Origin of the sequence: Motilimonas pumila, from assembly GCF_003596335.1 — a bacterium.
In the GTDB taxonomy this organism is placed as follows: domain Bacteria; phylum Pseudomonadota; class Gammaproteobacteria; order Enterobacterales; family CBDFNC01; genus Motilimonas; species Motilimonas pumila.
The window spans coordinates 22,375-38,691 of record NZ_QZCH01000017.1 but is presented as its reverse complement, the minus strand read 5'-3'; the positions used below and the strand labels follow the sequence as shown (position 1 = coordinate 38,691).

General features: G+C 45.6%; 17 protein-coding genes. 8 read left to right on the top strand and 9 right to left on the bottom strand.

Annotated features, from left to right (window positions below; genetic code table 11):
* Position 1: 1 nt before the first annotated feature.
* Positions 2–487 carry a GNAT family N-acetyltransferase gene (locus tag D1Z90_RS13215; RefSeq protein ID WP_119911248.1) on the bottom strand — a complete coding sequence of 162 codons (486 nt, stop codon included), beginning with the start codon at positions 485–487 and terminating at the stop codon, positions 2–4.
* A 72-nt stretch (positions 488–559) separates the two neighbouring features.
* Positions 560–1,219: a hypothetical protein gene (locus tag D1Z90_RS13210; RefSeq protein ID WP_119911247.1), complete on the bottom strand. Its 660-nt coding sequence runs from the start codon at positions 1,217–1,219 to the stop codon at positions 560–562.
* Positions 1,220–2,056: 837 nt separating this feature from the next.
* Here D1Z90_RS13210 and D1Z90_RS13205 point away from each other — a divergent pair.
* The 4 genes from D1Z90_RS13205 (at position 2,057) to nspC (ending at position 7,333) form a co-directional block, all read left to right on the top strand.
* A complete protein-coding gene (locus D1Z90_RS13205; RefSeq protein WP_119911246.1) occupies positions 2,057–3,457 on the top strand; it encodes a diaminobutyrate--2-oxoglutarate transaminase family protein in 1,401 nt (466 codons plus the stop codon).
* 1 nt (position 3,458) lies between these two features.
* A complete protein-coding gene (locus D1Z90_RS13200) occupies positions 3,459–4,913 on the top strand; it encodes a pyridoxal phosphate-dependent decarboxylase family protein (protein WP_158587137.1) in 1,455 nt (484 codons plus the stop codon).
* Positions 4,913–6,121, top strand: a complete 1,209-nt coding sequence (locus tag D1Z90_RS13195; RefSeq protein ID WP_119911244.1) for a carboxynorspermidine synthase — start codon at positions 4,913–4,915, stop codon at positions 6,119–6,121. The genes D1Z90_RS13200 and D1Z90_RS13195 overlap by 1 nt, the downstream gene beginning before the upstream one ends.
* A 69-nt stretch (positions 6,122–6,190) precedes the next feature.
* On the top strand, positions 6,191–7,333 hold the full coding sequence (gene nspC / locus D1Z90_RS13190) for a carboxynorspermidine decarboxylase (protein WP_119911243.1): 1,143 nt from the start codon (positions 6,191–6,193) through the stop codon (positions 7,331–7,333).
* A 95-nt stretch (positions 7,334–7,428) separates the two neighbouring features.
* On the opposite strand, the gene D1Z90_RS13185 is transcribed toward nspC, so the two are convergent.
* From D1Z90_RS13185 to sppA, 3 genes are all read right to left on the bottom strand, one after another.
* Positions 7,429–7,944 carry a hypothetical protein gene (locus tag D1Z90_RS13185; protein ID WP_119911242.1) on the bottom strand — a complete coding sequence of 172 codons (516 nt, stop codon included), beginning with the start codon at positions 7,942–7,944 and terminating at the stop codon, positions 7,429–7,431.
* 184 nt (positions 7,945–8,128) lie between these two features.
* The gene (locus D1Z90_RS13180) at positions 8,129–8,623 is read right to left on the bottom strand and encodes an aminoacyl-tRNA deacylase (protein WP_119911241.1); all 495 of its coding nucleotides are present in this window, start codon (positions 8,621–8,623) and stop codon (positions 8,129–8,131) included.
* Positions 8,624–8,775: 152 nt separating this feature from the next.
* A complete protein-coding gene (gene sppA / locus D1Z90_RS13175) occupies positions 8,776–9,717 on the bottom strand; it encodes a signal peptide peptidase SppA (protein ID WP_232525259.1) in 942 nt (313 codons plus the stop codon).
* A gap of 221 nt (positions 9,718–9,938) precedes the next feature.
* Between sppA and D1Z90_RS13170 the strand changes: the two genes are divergently transcribed.
* Both D1Z90_RS13170 and D1Z90_RS13165 read left to right on the top strand, forming a co-directional pair.
* Positions 9,939–10,109 (top strand): XapX domain-containing protein, encoded by a 171-nt coding sequence (locus tag D1Z90_RS13170; protein WP_119911240.1) that lies wholly within the window; start codon positions 9,939–9,941, stop codon positions 10,107–10,109.
* Between the two features lie 79 nt (positions 10,110–10,188).
* The gene (locus D1Z90_RS13165) at positions 10,189–11,415 is read left to right on the top strand and encodes a phosphopentomutase (RefSeq protein WP_119911239.1); all 1,227 of its coding nucleotides are present in this window, start codon (positions 10,189–10,191) and stop codon (positions 11,413–11,415) included.
* 115 nt (positions 11,416–11,530) lie between these two features.
* On the opposite strand, the gene ybaK is transcribed toward D1Z90_RS13165, so the two are convergent.
* Positions 11,531–12,004, bottom strand: coding sequence for a Cys-tRNA(Pro) deacylase (ybaK, locus tag D1Z90_RS13160; protein ID WP_119911238.1), 474 nt, complete (start codon positions 12,002–12,004; stop codon positions 11,531–11,533).
* A 123-nt stretch (positions 12,005–12,127) separates the two neighbouring features.
* Between ybaK and D1Z90_RS13155 the strand changes: the two genes are divergently transcribed.
* A complete protein-coding gene (locus D1Z90_RS13155; protein ID WP_119911237.1) occupies positions 12,128–12,682 on the top strand; it encodes a DUF2058 domain-containing protein in 555 nt (184 codons plus the stop codon).
* Between the two features lie 44 nt (positions 12,683–12,726).
* Positions 12,727–13,203: a DUF6942 family protein gene (locus D1Z90_RS13150; protein WP_147378767.1), complete on the top strand. Its 477-nt coding sequence runs from the start codon at positions 12,727–12,729 to the stop codon at positions 13,201–13,203.
* Positions 13,204–13,285: 82 nt separating this feature from the next.
* Here the strand turns inward: D1Z90_RS13150 and D1Z90_RS13145 are convergent, their stop codons facing one another.
* From D1Z90_RS13145 to D1Z90_RS13135, 3 genes are all read right to left on the bottom strand, one after another.
* Positions 13,286–14,437, bottom strand: coding sequence for a PilT/PilU family type 4a pilus ATPase (locus D1Z90_RS13145; protein ID WP_119911235.1), 1,152 nt, complete (start codon positions 14,435–14,437; stop codon positions 13,286–13,288).
* Positions 14,438–14,446: 9 nt separating this feature from the next.
* On the bottom strand, positions 14,447–15,346 hold the full coding sequence (locus D1Z90_RS13140; protein ID WP_119911234.1) for a type 2 periplasmic-binding domain-containing protein: 900 nt from the start codon (positions 15,344–15,346) through the stop codon (positions 14,447–14,449).
* A gap of 174 nt (positions 15,347–15,520) precedes the next feature.
* Positions 15,521–16,207: an OmpA family protein gene (locus tag D1Z90_RS13135; RefSeq protein ID WP_119911233.1), complete on the bottom strand. Its 687-nt coding sequence runs from the start codon at positions 16,205–16,207 to the stop codon at positions 15,521–15,523.
* Between the last annotated feature and the right edge of the window lie 110 nt (positions 16,208–16,317).

Here is a 16,317-nt window from a genome sequence, read left to right as displayed (position 1 = left end):
CTTAGTTTAGGCTGTGTTGCCAAAAAACTGCATGTCCCATCTCAGGGTCGAGTTCATAACCAGAGAAGCCAGCTTTATGATAAGCCCGTTTTGCCGCTTCGTTCCCTGTCAGCACTTCAAGGGTCACTTTACAACAGCCCCGCTCGCGCGCAACTTGCTTCACTTGCTCTAGCATGTGTTGGCAAGTCCCTTTTCCACGACTTGATTCATGCACCACCACATCATGAATGTTAATCAAAGGTGCACAGTTAAACGTTGAGAACGCTTCAAAGCAATTAACCAAACCCACTGGCTTTTCATCATCGTAAGCCAGCACAGAAAATGCGTGATCAATTTTTTGTAGCTCGCCAATAAGGTTTGACTGAACGTCAGGCTTTAAAGCCGCGCCGCCACCCATGGGGTCAAGCGCGTAATAATTAAGGAGTGAAAGAATGTCTGCTGCGTGGGCAGCATTGTGGTAATCCGCCACGATGATTGTCAATGCCATAACGATATTTCCGATTGAAAAGCCATATTACTGCATATAACAATGGCTTTTGCAATGGCTTTAAATAACTGATTATTCGTTAAATTCTAATTGATAATCAATATACAAGGTCACTTTCTTATGGTCTTTTTGTTTCACCCGCACCGGATTTTGTAGCCCTTTGACCGTTACCCTATATTCGTTGCCAAGAATCTCCCGAGTAATATTAATCTCATCTTTGATCATGGATAACAGCTGGTTACGGTAATCATTCGGGCTTTTTATCGCAATCAGCGTATTACTCAAATGTAATTTGGTTTCGTCCGGTTTTTTTATGCGGTTAATAAACTGATAAATTTCTTGCGTGGCCGCGTAAATATCTTTGTACTCATCTAATTTATATAGCAAGTACATTTGCGAGCCAGAGCTTTTGGTTGCGTAGTTGCTCGAAAGCTCCACCGTGGTCTTCTCACCTGGCGACAGGGAAACGACTCCTTGCTGAAATTCAATGTTAACGTCTTTACTGGCCGCTTCACTGATTTCGTATTCTAGTTGATTGATCAAGTTAACCCGCTGCGAAGCAAATTTAGCTTCGCTCACCAATGAAATGGACATGGCAACGTATTCTGCATCGAGATCAATTGAGGTTGTTACCGGAACCTTGCCAGAGCTGTAAGCCAATACTACGTCTGAAAAGTCTGCATTTGCGTTGAAAGATAACGCCAGAGCTGCCGCTGCAATGATTTTTTTCATACCACATCCATGTAGAGCTAAAGATTCCATAATAACCCTGCCAATTTTTTTGGCAATATGGGGAAATGATTAAAGCGATAAATAACCGATATCGATCATAGAGTTGGCTATAAAGTATGCACTTATTGTTAAGTATGTAATAAAATCGCCGTCTAACCTTAGATGAAACTGTTATTAAGTTTGTCCGATTAACCTGCTGACAAACGCAATTCTGCTCCCATAATTAAGCTTATTTACCGATGCCAAATGACAATGCAAAAGCGTTCACGAAAGCTCGTCAAACAAAAAAAACATATCCGCCACAGACACCATCGTCAGCATCAATTTTTATTTTGGCGCCAACAACAATACGAACAAGAGTTTAATCAACATATTTCTGCGTAAAAATTGGCAAGAAAAACCTTGCAGCTTTTGTGATTTGTGATATTTTTGCGCCGAATTTTTCAGTGAGCACCACAGGTAAAATTACCACTTACTTAGTACAGGTTTATCGGTACTTTGTACATAATTTATCCAGTGCTACACTATGATGCGCACTTAACAGAATATTTTTGATGTTCTAATAGGTAATCAGTATGGGGTTTAAGGCCCCCGTAATAGTAGGGAAAATAAAAGTCCTCACCTACCGGCTTTTATTTACAAGTTTCAGGAGCCCGAAATGATTATATTCTCAACCACAAATCAATACCTTAAGGTAAAGCGTACTTTTATTATCGTACCCGAACCTTGATCTGACCTCCCCCGTAACATATGACATAACCCCAGTTTTTATTGGTTTGTAAAATACGGCACCTGTGTTGCCGGCAATTAAGCAACTTTTTTGTAGTGAGTTAGTTGATGAATAACATCTTAAACTTTGGTATTGAACCATTAACCGAACAACCTGTTGTACCTGTCTTTAAAGAAGTGTACGACCTTAGTCCAGACAACATCGTATTAAGCCAGGAGCACTACGAGTCTGAGGTTCGTTCTTACCCTCGACGTTTCCCCATCGCGATTAAAAGCGCGCAAGGGGTATTAGTGGAAGACACCAAAGGCCAGCATTACCTTGATTGTTTAGCGGGCGCCGGCGCTTTGCCATTGGGTTATAACCACCCAGAAATTAACCAAGAGATCATTGCCAAATTACATGAAGGCGTACCTTATCAAACGCTGGATATCACCACGCCAACTAAAGATAACTTCATCAAAGAAGTGATGGCATTTTTACCACAAGACTTTGCCGCGGAGTCGTGCATTCAATTTTGTGGACCATCGGGCGCTGACGCGGTAGAAGCAGCCATAAAACTGGCTAAACAATTTACCAAACGCAACAATATTGTTTCGTTTCACGGAGCCTACCACGGCATGACTAATGGCTCGCTAGCACTGACTGGTAACCTTGGCGCGAAAGCTCGTCGCACCGGCCTCATGGCAGACGTGCATTTTATGCCTTACCCATATAGCCTGCGTTGTAAGTTTGGTTTAGGCGGCGAAGCAGGCGCGAAAGCGGCGATACGTTATCTTGAGTCTGTGCTACTTGACCAAGAAAGCGGGATTTTGTTACCGGCAGCGATCATCGTTGAGCCTATTCAAGGTGAAGGTGGCGTGATCCCCGCGGATATTATTTGGCTACAAGAATTACGCCGCATCACAGAAGAGTTAGAAATTCTTCTTATTTTTGATGAAATACAGTGTGGGGTTGGCCGTTCTGGCAAACATTTCGCATTTGAATATGCCGATATCAGTCCGGACGTATTGATCATGTCAAAAGCCATCGGCGGCGGTTTACCCTTGTCCTGCTTGGTATTTAAAAAGAAATTCGATAACTGGAATGCCGGCGAACACACGGGAACGTTCCGTGGCAACCAACTCGCGATGGCAACCGGCGCTAAGACGTTACAAATTATTCAACGCGACGAACTGGCGAGTAACGCGCTTGAAATGGGTCAATCGCTCATGTCACAACTCAGTGCAATCGACAGCCCTTGCATCGCTGAAGTGCGCGGTAAAGGTTTGATGATCGGTGTTGAAATTGTAGTGCCAGGGGAAACCAACGCTTTAGGTGAGCCCTTAGCGGATCCCGACAAAGCCGCGCGTATTCAACGCGCGGCGTTAGAACGAGGCTTAATTATTGAAAAAGGTGGGCGTCATGGCGCAGTGCTGCGCTTTTTACCGCCTCTCATCATCAATCAAGAGCAAATTAACTATGCAGCTTGGGCTTTCACTCAAGCTGTGAATGCGTGTGAGGAGCAATAATTTGAGCCCTTGGCAACAACATTTTATTGCCACCGGCCCCGGTGGTAGCGAACATTATCAAGACGCGATGGCACAAACTGTGGCGCAGCTTGCACACGTGTTTGAACAAGCAGACAAGCCCTACTCAGGGCTTGATCCTGTGGCACTAAAGCAACAAATTGAGGCCATCAACCTTTCTGCTGCGCCTCACTCCTTGCAACAAGTGATTCAGCACAGTGCTGAACTCATCGCTCATCACTCCATCCTAGTGCAACACCCTGCTTGTATTGCCCATTTACATACCCCGCCCATGATAGCCGGCATTGCCGCAGAATCTATGATAGCGGCGCTGAATCAGTCGATGGACTCTTGGGATCAAGCATCCGCTGCGACCTATGTTGAGCAGCACGTGGTTGATTGGCTGTGCCAAACCTTCGGCTACGATCAACACAGTGATGGCGTATTCACCAGTGGTGGCACTCAAAGCAATATTATGGCACTGCTTATGGCCCGAGATTGGGCGGTTGACAGCATCTCACAGCACAACGTGCAACAACAAGGCATGCCAGAATACAGCCACCGCTTGCGCATCGTTTGCTCCGATAAAAGCCATTTCACGGTTAAAAAAGCAGCCAGCATCATGGGGCTGGGCGAAAAAGCCGTGGTGTGTGTGCCAACCCATAACAACGGCACGATAAAAATTGACGCATTAAATCAGTGTTTAAATGATCTCAAGCAGGCAGAACTTATCCCTTTTGCCCTAGTGGGAACGGCTGGTACCACAGATCACGGAGCCATTGATGACCTTAGCGCGTTAGCTGAGTTGGCAAAGCAACACAAACTTTGGTTTCACGTTGATGCTGCATACGGTGGCGCGCTCATATTGTCTCAGCAAAACCAGCGCTTGGCGGGCATTCATTTAGCCGACTCTATCACGGTAGACTTTCATAAACTTTGGTACCAACCGGTAAGCTGCAGCGCGCTTTTACTAAAACATAAAGCGCATTTTAAATACTTGCTTCATTATGCAGATTACCTTAACCGTGAAGGCGATTATCTACCGAACCTAGTGGATAAAACCATCTCTACCACTCGGCGTTTTGACGCCCTTAAGGTGTTGATGACATTAAGAACGGTGGGCAAAGAAGCCCTCGGCGCAATGATTGACCACCTGATCACACAGACTCGCCAAGTGGCTCAACTCATCGACGAGCACCAAAATTTTGAGCTGTTGGCGCAACCTAGCCTCAGTACGGTGCTATTTCGTTATCAACATCCGGTTGACGCGTTTAACCGTCAACTGAGATTAGCCTGTTTAAAAGCAGGCGTAGCCGTACTAGGCGAAACGACGGTCAATGGCCAGGCGGCATTAAAATTGACCATTCTCAACCCTTGTTTGAGTATCGAGAACTTCACAAACTTATTAACGAATATCAATGAATTTGCGGATTCATTATTACAAATGGAGACTTGCTAATGGCCGTTCTACAAATCGGAGCCGGTGGTGTAGGTTGGGTGATTGCCCATAAATGTGCCCAACACAATGACGTTTTTGGTGATTTGACTATCGCTTCTCGCAATATTGAAAAGTGCGATAAAATCATTGCCTCTATCGCTAAACGCGATAATCAAAAAGTCAGTCAGCACACCATTGAATCTGCCCAAGTAGATGCGGACGATATTCCTGCTTTAGTGGCTTTAATCGAACAAATTAAACCTGATTTAGTGATTAACGCAGGACCTCCATGGGTCAACGTCGCGATTATGGAAGCCTGCTATCAAACGCAAACATCCTACCTTGATACCTCAGTAGCCACCGACTTATGCAGCCCAGGTCAACAAGTGCCTGAAGCGTACGATCCGCAATGGGCTTTTCGCGAAAAATTCAAGCAAGCAGGCATCACCGGCATTCTAGGGGCAGGGTTTGATCCTGGCGTGGTCAGTGTATTCGCCGCTTATGCTCATAAACACTTGTTTGATGAGATAGACAGTATCGACGTAATGGACGTAAATGCTGGCGACCACGGTAAGAAATTTGCGACCAATTTTGACCCAGAAACCAATATGCTTGAGATCCAAGGCGACTCGTTTTATTACGAGCAAGGTAGCTGGAAACAAGTACCTTGTCATACTCGGATGCTGGAATTTGACTTCCCTGTGGTGGGTAAGCAGAAAGTTTATTCCATGGCACACGACGAAGTGCGCTCATTAGCAGAGTTTATCCCGGCAAAACGCATTGAGTTTTGGATGGGCTTCTCAGACAAGTATTTAAATTACTTCAATGTCATGCGAGACATTGGCCTACTTAGCCCAGATCCAGTGAATGTTGACGGTGTTGATATCCACCCACTTCGCGTGTTAAAAGCGCTACTGCCCGACCCCACGTCACTGGCGCCAGGTTATACCGGCAAAACGTGCATAGGTACGTGGCTGCAAGGTCGTAAAGATGGCGAAAAACGCAGTGCTTTCTTGTACAACATTTGTGACCATGAAGAGGCTTATCAAGAAGTAGAACATCAAGCCATTTCTTACACGACTGCGGTACCGGCTATCACGGCAGCCCTACTCTATTTCCAGAATAAATGGAGTGACGTAGGCTTGTATAATGTTGAGCAGTTGGACCCAGATCCATTTTTAGCGCTAATGCCAAGCATTGGGTTAGATTGGGACGTTCACGAACTGTAAGCGGTAAATGTGATTAATAAGGGCTCCCTCAAGGGGGCTTTTTTGTAAGTGCGTTATTAAAGAGTAGTTATGCAGCAAGAATCTCAACTGGCCACCCCTTACTTTATGATTGACGAAAGTAAGTTGATTGACAACCTTAAAAAATGTCAGCAGTTAAAACAGCTAAGCGGCGCAAAACTGGTGTTAGCGCTAAAATGTTTTTCTACTTGGGGGGTATTTGACACTATTGCGCCCTATTTAGATGGCACCACCAGCAGTGGCCCATACGAAGTCATGTTAGGCCATGAAACGTTCGGCAAGGAAACCCATGCTTATAGCGTAGGTTACAGTGAGCAAGACGTGAAAGACGTGGCGGATAAAAGTGACAAAATCATTTTCAACTCACAATCACAATGGCAACGTTACCGACACTTGGTGCCTGAGCACTGTCAAGTGGGATTACGCTTGAACCCTGAGCGCAGTGCTGCGGGGCAAGATCTGGCCGATCCTGCAAGGGCATTTTGTCGATTGGGAGTCACAGAAAGTGCGCTTGATAAGACCTTAGCCTTAGGTCTTGATGGCGTCATGTTTCATATGAATTGCGAGAATAAATCTGTCAGTTCATTTGCCGCTTTACTTGATCACATTTCAGCGCAATTTAGCGACGTACTGAGTCAGGTAAGCTGGGTCAGCTTGGGCGGTGGGGTATTCTTTACTTGGCCTGGTTACCCTATTGAAGAGCTGGCTGAAGTACTTAAGCAATTTAGCCTGGCCCACCAAGTGCAAGTTTACTTAGAGCCTGGGGAAGCGGTGATCACTCAAACCACAGATCTAGTTGTAACCGTGGTGGATATCGTAGACAACGGTAAAAAGACTGCCATTGTTGACAGTGCAACAGAAGCACACCGCTTAGACACATTAATATACAACGAGCCTGCTAGCATCGCAGAAGCTTCGCAAGATGGCCCGTTCCCTTACGTTATCGGCTCTTGCTCTTGTCTTGCCGGCGATCAGTTTTGTGAAACTCAATTTGACCAGCCATTGCAAGTTGGCCAACGCCTGACCGTGCAAGATAGCGGTGGCTACACCATGGTGAAGTTAAACTGGTTTAACGGCTTAAAGATGCCCAGCATATATTGCCGTCGGGTCAATGGTAGCATTGAGTGCCTGAATAGCTTTGAGTATCAGGATTTTAAACACACGCTTTCTAGGAAGTCGATATCAAGTATCTGATATAAAAAAGCCACGACACCCGAGAGGTGATGTCGTGGCAAATGGTCTTTATCCCGTGTTAGGCGAAGTTATTCATGAATGGTCTTTATCCCGTGTTAGGCGAAGTTATTCATGTAAGCCGCAGTGCTTGCCGTAGTGTTCATTTGTGCAGTGCTTTGAGTGGTTTCTTCTTCCTCAGTGCCAGTAGATTGTTCGATAAAATCAGAAGCAAGTTCGGCTTGGCTATTTACCGCGTATAAACCTACGGTAGACTCTCTGGCTTCATCATTGTTTGCTAATGTGTAAGCGCTGGCTGGAGAAAGGCCATTACCACTGCCCGTAGCGACACCCACTAAATCACTGGCTACCTGGTATTGCAATTGCGTTTGCTTTACATCTTTATAAGTCTGAAGTTGATCGCTGTAGTCTGGCTTAGGCTCGACAGGCAGTTGCACTGGTGGTTGGCTTGGCTGAGAAGAATTCAATGCTCTGGCTTCTGCCGAAATAGAAACCGTGTCTTTACTTGGCGCAATTGGCGCCGGTGCGGGGGCATTACTTCTTGCGTTAGCAACGTTTTGTGTTTGATAACTGCTAATGGCGCTTTGGTTTACAGTGTTTGATGAAATTTGCATACTAATACCCCTCTCTTTCTTAAATTATAGTTCAACGTTTCTGAACGCGACCTTAATATAGAAACAGTAAACCCCATCTACTTGCCGACGGGTATGTGGGTTTACCCCTACTGCTGGGCGAATAATTAATCAAATTATAACGTTTGGCAGCAAATGGTAATTTTATTCGCCTGTCACCGAGCAATCAGTGCACCAGTAGCGCCTGCGGTGAAGGTAAAGAATACCCGCGGTCTATAAAGCGTGATTGGGTAAGCTTTAAATAATCCGCCGTATTGATTACCATGACTTCATCATGGCGCCCGGCGCTAAAGGCAATGGTTGAGTGATCGCGTAAGCAGTCCGCTAGTATCACTTGCATGCCATAAAGCTGACCAAAAGGCGGGATTGCGCCCACTTCACATTGAGGAAAATAACCGCGAAACTCAGCTTCTTTTGCTAACAATAAGTGTTTTACCCCTAGAGTCAGGTGCAGTGCAACCAAGTCCAGCTCATAAGGAGCAGGAATCACTATCATAGACAGTTCTTTCTCAGCAATCACGATAACGGCTTTCGCAAGTTGAAAACCTGATATATGTGCGTTTTGAGCCACGTGTTGGGCACTGTATGCGGGTAAATGATTCTGTAGTTGGTAAGCAACATGGTGTTTATTAAGCAGAGCTTCAAGTTTAGGTTGGATCATAACTGCGACTCCTACATGACCTGCTTCAAGTATAGTCGGTTTCTTTATGTTGGTCTTTGCTACCTCCTTTGGATTAATCGAGCGCTTGATGAAAAAGAAGCTGAATGATGGAACAAGCAGCTTCTTCTTGCTTGATGCAAGGGTAAGATGACTTACATTGCCAAGCCGGGTTGCGATACTTGCTGGGCAATGCCCGTGCCAAGCGCCAGGCCAAGTTGCTTAGTAAACGCAGCCAGAGGCGAAGGTTTCACCGTATAATCGACAATAGTCTCATGACCTATGACCTCTCTTGCAACCGTTCCTGGGCTGCCTAACCCATCGACCAAACCCAACGCTTTTGCCTGTCGGCCATTCCAAATTAAACCAGAATAAAGTTTCGTTTTGTCTTGTCCTGCCAATTTGTCTTTACGGCCTTGCTCCACCGCATCAATGAATTGTTGATGTGTATCGTTCAGCACTTCTTGCCAAAACACCTTTTCGTCTTGTTTTAAAGGTGAGAACGGGTCTAAAAAGGCTTTATGTTCCCCTGCGGTAAAGTGGCGACGTTCTACCCCTAATTTATCTAACGTTTGCTCGAAGCCAAAACTGGATGCGGTGACCCCAATAGAGCCCACCAAACTGGCTTTATCAGCGTATATTTCATCTGCCGCGGCGGCGATATAATAACCGCCAGAAGCGCCCAATTCAGAAATAACGGCGTAGACTTTTTTATCTTTGTGTAACCCTTTTAAACGCTGAATTTCATCATATACATAGCCAGCTTGTACTGGCGTGCCTCCAGGGCTATTAATATGCAGCATAATGGCTTTAGCTTGTTCATTGTCAAAAGCATTACGCAGAGCAGTCACTATGGCGTTGGCGTTAGCATCTTGATCAGGGGCAATCATGCCTTTAATACTCACCATCGCGGTATGGTCTTCAGATTGTTTTGGGCCTGGCTTAAGCGCAGTACTCTGCATGACCATAAACAAAGCCACAAACAAGTACAAAAACGTTAAACTTTTAAAAACAATGCCCCAACGGCGCGCTTTTTTCTGCTCACTGAACGTTTCCTTCATGTAAGCTTGGATCCAGTTTTGTTCCTGATTAGACAAAATACTTCCTCAAATACGGTTTGTTAGCAGTCTAACAAAGCCGCTGCTTAGACACCAAGGCATAAAATGTAAACTCAAGCCATTAACTGGGACTTCACACGCTACATTCCTGCTTTTGGCATTAAGCAATGACAGACCGTGTCTCTAAAAGGTGAATCGCACGACCTTATCTGTTTGAATTTGTTATGATGAGTGTATTCCTTTCAATGTGAGGCATTGTCATGCAAGAAGCATTATTAGCCTTGTTTGCCGGTTTTGTGGTTGGTGTAATTTTTACTGCCGTTAAATTGCCCATTCCGGCGCCGCCTGTATTATCAGGCGTACTCGGTATCGTCGGAGTGTATCTCGGCGGCCTTTCTTATCAGTGGTTGGTTGAGCGTTTCTTCAGCTAATTGCGGCGCAATTTCTACAACCGCGAGGCTTAAGATACAATGCTAGAATAAGCTTATTAACTCAAATCGAGGCAAGAAAATGAAACGTGCGGTAGTCATAGTCGTAGACTCATTTGGCATTGGGGCAACTGATGATGCCGACAAGTTCGGTGATGTGGGCAGTAATACCTTAGGCCATATCGCCAATGCCTGCAGCTTAGGCCAATGTGATAACGACACCCGTAGTGGTCACTTAAAACTGCCTCACCTTGAACGCTTAGGGCTCGGCCTCGCGGCGCAACAAGCATGTGGTGAGCTACCCGCAGGTTTTAATGCAACACCTGACATCATTGGCGCTTACGGTTATGCCGCTGAGTTGTCTTCTGGCAAGGACACGCCATCAGGTCATTGGGAAATGGCAGGTGTACCCGTATTATTTGACTGGGGCTATTTCAGCGAAAAAACCAACAGCTTTCCAGCTGAATTACTTGCCGATATTGCTGCTCGCTCTGGCATTGCAACGAGCCTCGCCAATTGTCATGCCTCTGGCACCCAAGTATTAGACGATTACGGCGAAGAGCATATACGTACCGGCATTCCTATTTTTTATACCTCGGCAGACTCAGTGTTTCAAATCGCTTGCCATGAGCACTATTTTGGTCTCGACAAGCTGATGGCCTTATGTGAAATAACGCGGCAAGCACTTGCCCCGTATAATATCGGCCGTGTGATAGCACGACCCTTTGTGGGCGAGCAGCAAGGCGACTTTGTTCGTACCGGTAACCGCCGCGATTTGTCTTTGCCACCGCCCGATACCACGGTACTTGAAAAAATCATCAATGAGCGCCAAGGCGTGGTCACCTCGATTGGTAAAATCGCCGATATTTATGCGCACGTTGGCATCACCAATAAAATAAAAGCGACGGGTTTGAAAGACCTGTTAGACAGTACCTTACAAGCGTTGAATAACGCCAAAGACAATACCTTAGTATTTACCAATTTAGTCGACTTTGATTCTTCTTTTGGCCATCGCCGTGACACGACAGGTTACGCAGGGGCGCTGGAATACCTTGATGGTAGGCTACCAGAGATCCTTTCTGCGCTTGGGCCTGAAGATATCCTGATTATCTGCGCCGATCACGGTTGCGATCCAACCTGGCCCGGGACAGATCATACTCGAGAACACATACCGGTATTGCTCTATGGTGAGAAAGTGGCAGCCGGATTTACCGGTAAAAGCGACACGTTTGCCGATATGGGTCAAACTTTGGCCCACTTTTTTGCCACCAGCGCGATGAAATATGGCCGCTCACTGCTCAAACAGTGATAGTTCGAGACTGCTCTATTTATCGCTAATCAATTCACGCCCTTCATATTCAGGGTGCTGTTTGTTTTACTCTAGCAAAGAGCACCTTCGTAAGGGACTCCTGAGCTTCACGAGGCTATTCTTTAATGGCGGCGACGTTGGCCTGACAAGCCGTCACAAGATCTGTGGGGTTGATGCCAATATCTAGCCCACGTTTGCCTCCACTAACGTAAATGGTTTGCTGCGCCATCGCGCTCTCATCAATAAACGTGGCCAAAGATTGCTTTTGCCCTAACGGGCTGATGCCTCCGAGAAGATAGCCCGTCACTCGCTGCGCAATTTCACCCTCAGCCATGGCGAGTTTTTTCACCTTTGCGGCCTTCGCTAACGCTTTTAAGTTCAATTTACTGCTCACCGGCACTATGGCCACCAGCAATTGCTTCGGCTTGCTTGGGTCACAGGCAAGCAAAGTCTTAAATACACTTTCAGCTTGCAATTGCAATTTGTCTACGGCTTCCTGGCCAAAGTCAGTGTTGGCCGGATCGTGATCATATTCATGAATGCTAAATGCCACCTTGTGCTTAGTTAACCAATTGATTGCTGGAGTCATATTGTTAATCCCACCTTAAATACGCCGTCTCTTAACATACTATGTATTCACGGCTAAAGGTAAAGGTTTAAATCTAATGCTAGCCTGATAAAATAGCCCTATCCCATACTTCAGGACAACACCATGAGTTCATTAGCCGATCAACTGTTAAAATCGGGCCTAGTCAGTAAACAAAAAGCAAAAACTGCCCAATCTGAAAAACGCAAAAAGCAAAAACAGAAAAAGAAAAAAGGCACGGTAGAAAAGACCCAAGTGCAAATAGACATAGAGCAAGCGGCCGCTGCTCAGAAGCAAAAAGACGATGCGCTAAACGCCGAACGTAGACAGCAGCAAGCCGAAAAAGAGTTGCAAGATCGCATAAAACAAATCATCCAAGGCAACGCCATCAAACAAATGGAAGGCGATGTTGAATTTAAATTTAACTTTGACAATGTCATTAAGACGCTTTGGGTCACTGAAAAGATCCAAAAGGACTTAGTAAAAGGCATTCTGGCCATATGTATCAGTGAAACGAAATTTTTTGTGGTGTTAGACCAAGTTGCGCAACGCCTAAACGATATTGCCCCTGACGCCGTTGTGTTACTCAATGAAAAGTCTGCTACGACAACCAGCGCGCAAGACAATGAAGAAGAAGATCCGTATGCCGACTATGAGATCCCGGATGATTTAATGTGGTAACCGGCAACAAGCACGGCCTACCAAAGCTCAAACGGCCATGTAATTTGGCCGTTAATTTGCCCAATGCACCCGTATTACCTCGTGGATATTCCACCCTGGACGACACTGATAAATACCAAGCCATCATTAATGAAAATGGCAACCACTGGCGTAAAATCCTGATTATTATTAGTAAAATAATGGCAGGTAAAGACTGGAGAGATTACCGCTATCAATCGCTTTTCAGCGGTGAAGTGCAGTGGCAGTTTTTATCATGCCAAACAACGCCATCGCATCAGCAAAATCACAAACGCGACCCTTTAACCGGTAAAGTGAGCACTTCTGCGGCTTGGTCTTTACATGCTGGCAAATTAACTTGGCTAGAGCAGGATTTTGACCCTGAAACAAGTAAAAGTGCGCAGTGCATTAATAGCCAGTTTCCCTGCTATTTGCTGCAGCAGAAGATATTCAGCCCTTATTTAGATTACCGCCAACTGCCTAACGCACTGACTGAGCACTTACACCAGCTAGTAAAAAACTGAACGTCTCATTAACGCGAATTTTTGCAAGCATTGCCAACACCAATAAAGTGCCATGGCGTTGGCGTAACATTGAGCTTAAGGATTAAACATCCTCTTCTGATTCAGGATCGTCCATTGGCTCTAAGCTCAAGCTTAACCCACTGGATGTCGTCATCGTTGCCTCTTCACCTTCGCCCTTGTGGTGCAACTTAAACCTTAAGCGCAAGTTATTGGGTGAGTCAGAAAACTTGATCGCCTCCTCTTCACTGATACGTCCTTCGATCGCTAAATCAAACAACGCCATGTCGAAGGTTTTCATGCCCAGTTCTTTAGATTTTTCCATCACTTCTTTTAGCTGCGTGAAGTCGCCCCTTTGCACCATGTCTCGTATGGTGGGAGAGCCAAGCATCACTTCCACTGCCGCGCAGCGTTTACCCTCTATGGTAGGCACCAAGCGTTGCGATACAAAAGCCCTTAGATTATTACCTAAATCATTTAACAATTGGGGCCGGCGCTCTTCAGGAAAAAAGTTAATGATGCGATCTAAGGCTTGGTTAGCATTATTTGCATGCAAAGTAGAAATCGCTAAGTGACCGGTTTCAGCGAATGCCAACGCGTGCTCCATGGTTTCCCGGTCACGTATTTCACCAATCAAGATAACATCGGGGGCTTGTCGCAAAGTGTTTTTTAACGCCGCGTGAAAGCTGCGGGTATCCACCCCTACTTCCCGTTGATTAATAATGCTCTTTTTGTGTTGATGTACATATTCAACCGGGTCTTCAATGGTAATTATATGTCCGCCTACGTTGCTGTTTCTATGGTCAATGAGCGCGGCCAGCGAAGTCGATTTACCAGAGCCCGTACCACCGACAAAAAGCACTAATCCGATTTTTGTCATGATCACGTCTTTTAAAATCTCTGGCAGCTTTAAGTCTTCAAACTTGGGAATATCCATTTTAATGTTTCGGGCCACAATGGAGACTTCGTTTCGTTGCTTAAAGATATTGATACGAAAGCGCCCTACCTTGTTAATGGATAACGCTAAGTTCATTTCAAGATCATGCTCAAATGCCAATTTTTGTTCGCTATCCATGATGGAATTGGCGATGGCAGCAATATCACCGCTTTCAAATCGGGTTTTATCTATCGGCTTTAATACCCCTTGGAATTTTGCGCAAGCGGGCGCTCCTGTTGAGAGGTACAAGTCCGAACCATCGTTATGGGCCAAAATTTTGAGCATGTCTTCAAATTGCATACTGCATCCTTATTGCAAATGATTATTGGCGAAAATAAGCGGCTGAAACACATCGCGATACTTTTGCATCGCAGCTTCTGTCTCAGGCGTTAAAAAGGGATTTTTTAATTCTAAATAATTGCGTTCGGCTAAATTAAGTTCGTTTAAGGTGCGGGCAAAATGGGTGTTGAACAAACGCTTGAACTCGCCCGAAGACTGTAACTCATGCAGTCCTAATTCAATCCGTTTCGCCAATTCAGGGTGCGCTTTGTTAACAAAGAAAAATAACGGAAACGGGTAATACACCACAAAGCTTTGTTCGGTGACGATATTTTTAAAGCTATGGGCGACTTGCTCTTGCACCACTTCATTGGCGCCTCGCGCAAAGCAATCAAACCGTCCCACATTAAGTTGGTCAAACAACAAGGAGTACTTATTACTTTTCCAAACGTTGATGCCGTTGGCTTCCAATATGGCTGTATCAGGCCAATCTTGATGCTGGCCTATCGTAATGCCAGACTCAAGCAGCGAATGTAATCCAGATATGCCGTTAAACTGCGCTTGGCGGCCTGCTTTAATCAAACAGACCCGATGGCTTAATAAAGTGGCAGTCACCGGAAAGCGCACGGCGATAGCGTCACGCTCTCGTTGTTGCGTAGGGCCAAACACGGCAACTTGAATGAGCGGCTTGCTAGACATATGCCGGATTAGCCTGCCTTGCTCCATCGCTTCAGAAGGGATCAAGTTAACGTCGCCGTATTGCTGCGCCGTTACTTCTAACGCTCGTTGCAAGAGTTGCGGCACCATTTGATTGGGATGACTGACTAATTGGTTCCATACCACGATGTTTTTTACTTGGGCTTGCACCGTTAATGATGCGCCGAGCCAACACAGCGCGGTCAAAAAGCAAGTTGTAGCAGCCTTGTTCATTTCCCTGAACTCACATTAACAAATCAATAACCAATAAGATTGGAACCTCATTGATAAATGTGCAAATAACAAAACTCATAAATTTGCAGTGGCGCAACAAATTACTCATATAAAAGACTGAGCTACCTACAAGGATGGTACATCAGTCTTTGCATTTAATTGCCGCTAGCAATATTACTGCTGAGCGTAGTGGCCAGGCTCTGTTTGAGTCAGGGTGACACTGACCTTACGTTGCAATGCAAAACTGTCCAAGTCTTTGTCATTGGCTAGCTCAGACTTAGCCTGACTGCCGTAGGCGGTAGTTTCAATGACTGCGGGGCTAACTCCAGATGCTATCAAGACATTTTTCACCTGCGCTAAACGCTGCTGTGAAAGATCTAAATTGAACTGGTCGTCACCCCTTGGGTCAGCAAAACCCGCTAATGCGATCGACACCTGTTCTTGTTGGCTGACGTAATCCGCCAACCAAGTTAGCTGCTGTTTAGCTTGCTCACTTAACTGCGCATCGCCGGTACGAAAAAACACTTCAAACTGCAGTCGCTGTAAAGCCAGGTCTTGCATCATCGCAAGCTGCTCATCTTGCGCGAGTAAACTGTCTTGTAATGTATCGACTTGCTGCTGGCTTTTTGCTAATTGAGGCGCTAAGGTTTTCGCTTGGGCATCGCCGTCCATCTTTTCATTCACAAAATCGCCTACTGCAAGCCCCACAATGCCCCCAACCGGACCGCCTATAGCCACGCCAGCTACCGTTGCTAAGGTATAAACCGTGCCTTTTTGCCACACAGGTACAGGTTCTGCGGCTAACGATTGACTAATGAGGCTTGAGGCGATTAGAGTGCTGATTATTAGTTGTTTTTTCATTGTTAAATCCTATTATGTCTGCGTTGTTGATAGGATGTATTACAACAACTAAATGCGACTTTATTGGCACCGTGAAATGGCAGCATTGGGATACATAATGACAAAATATG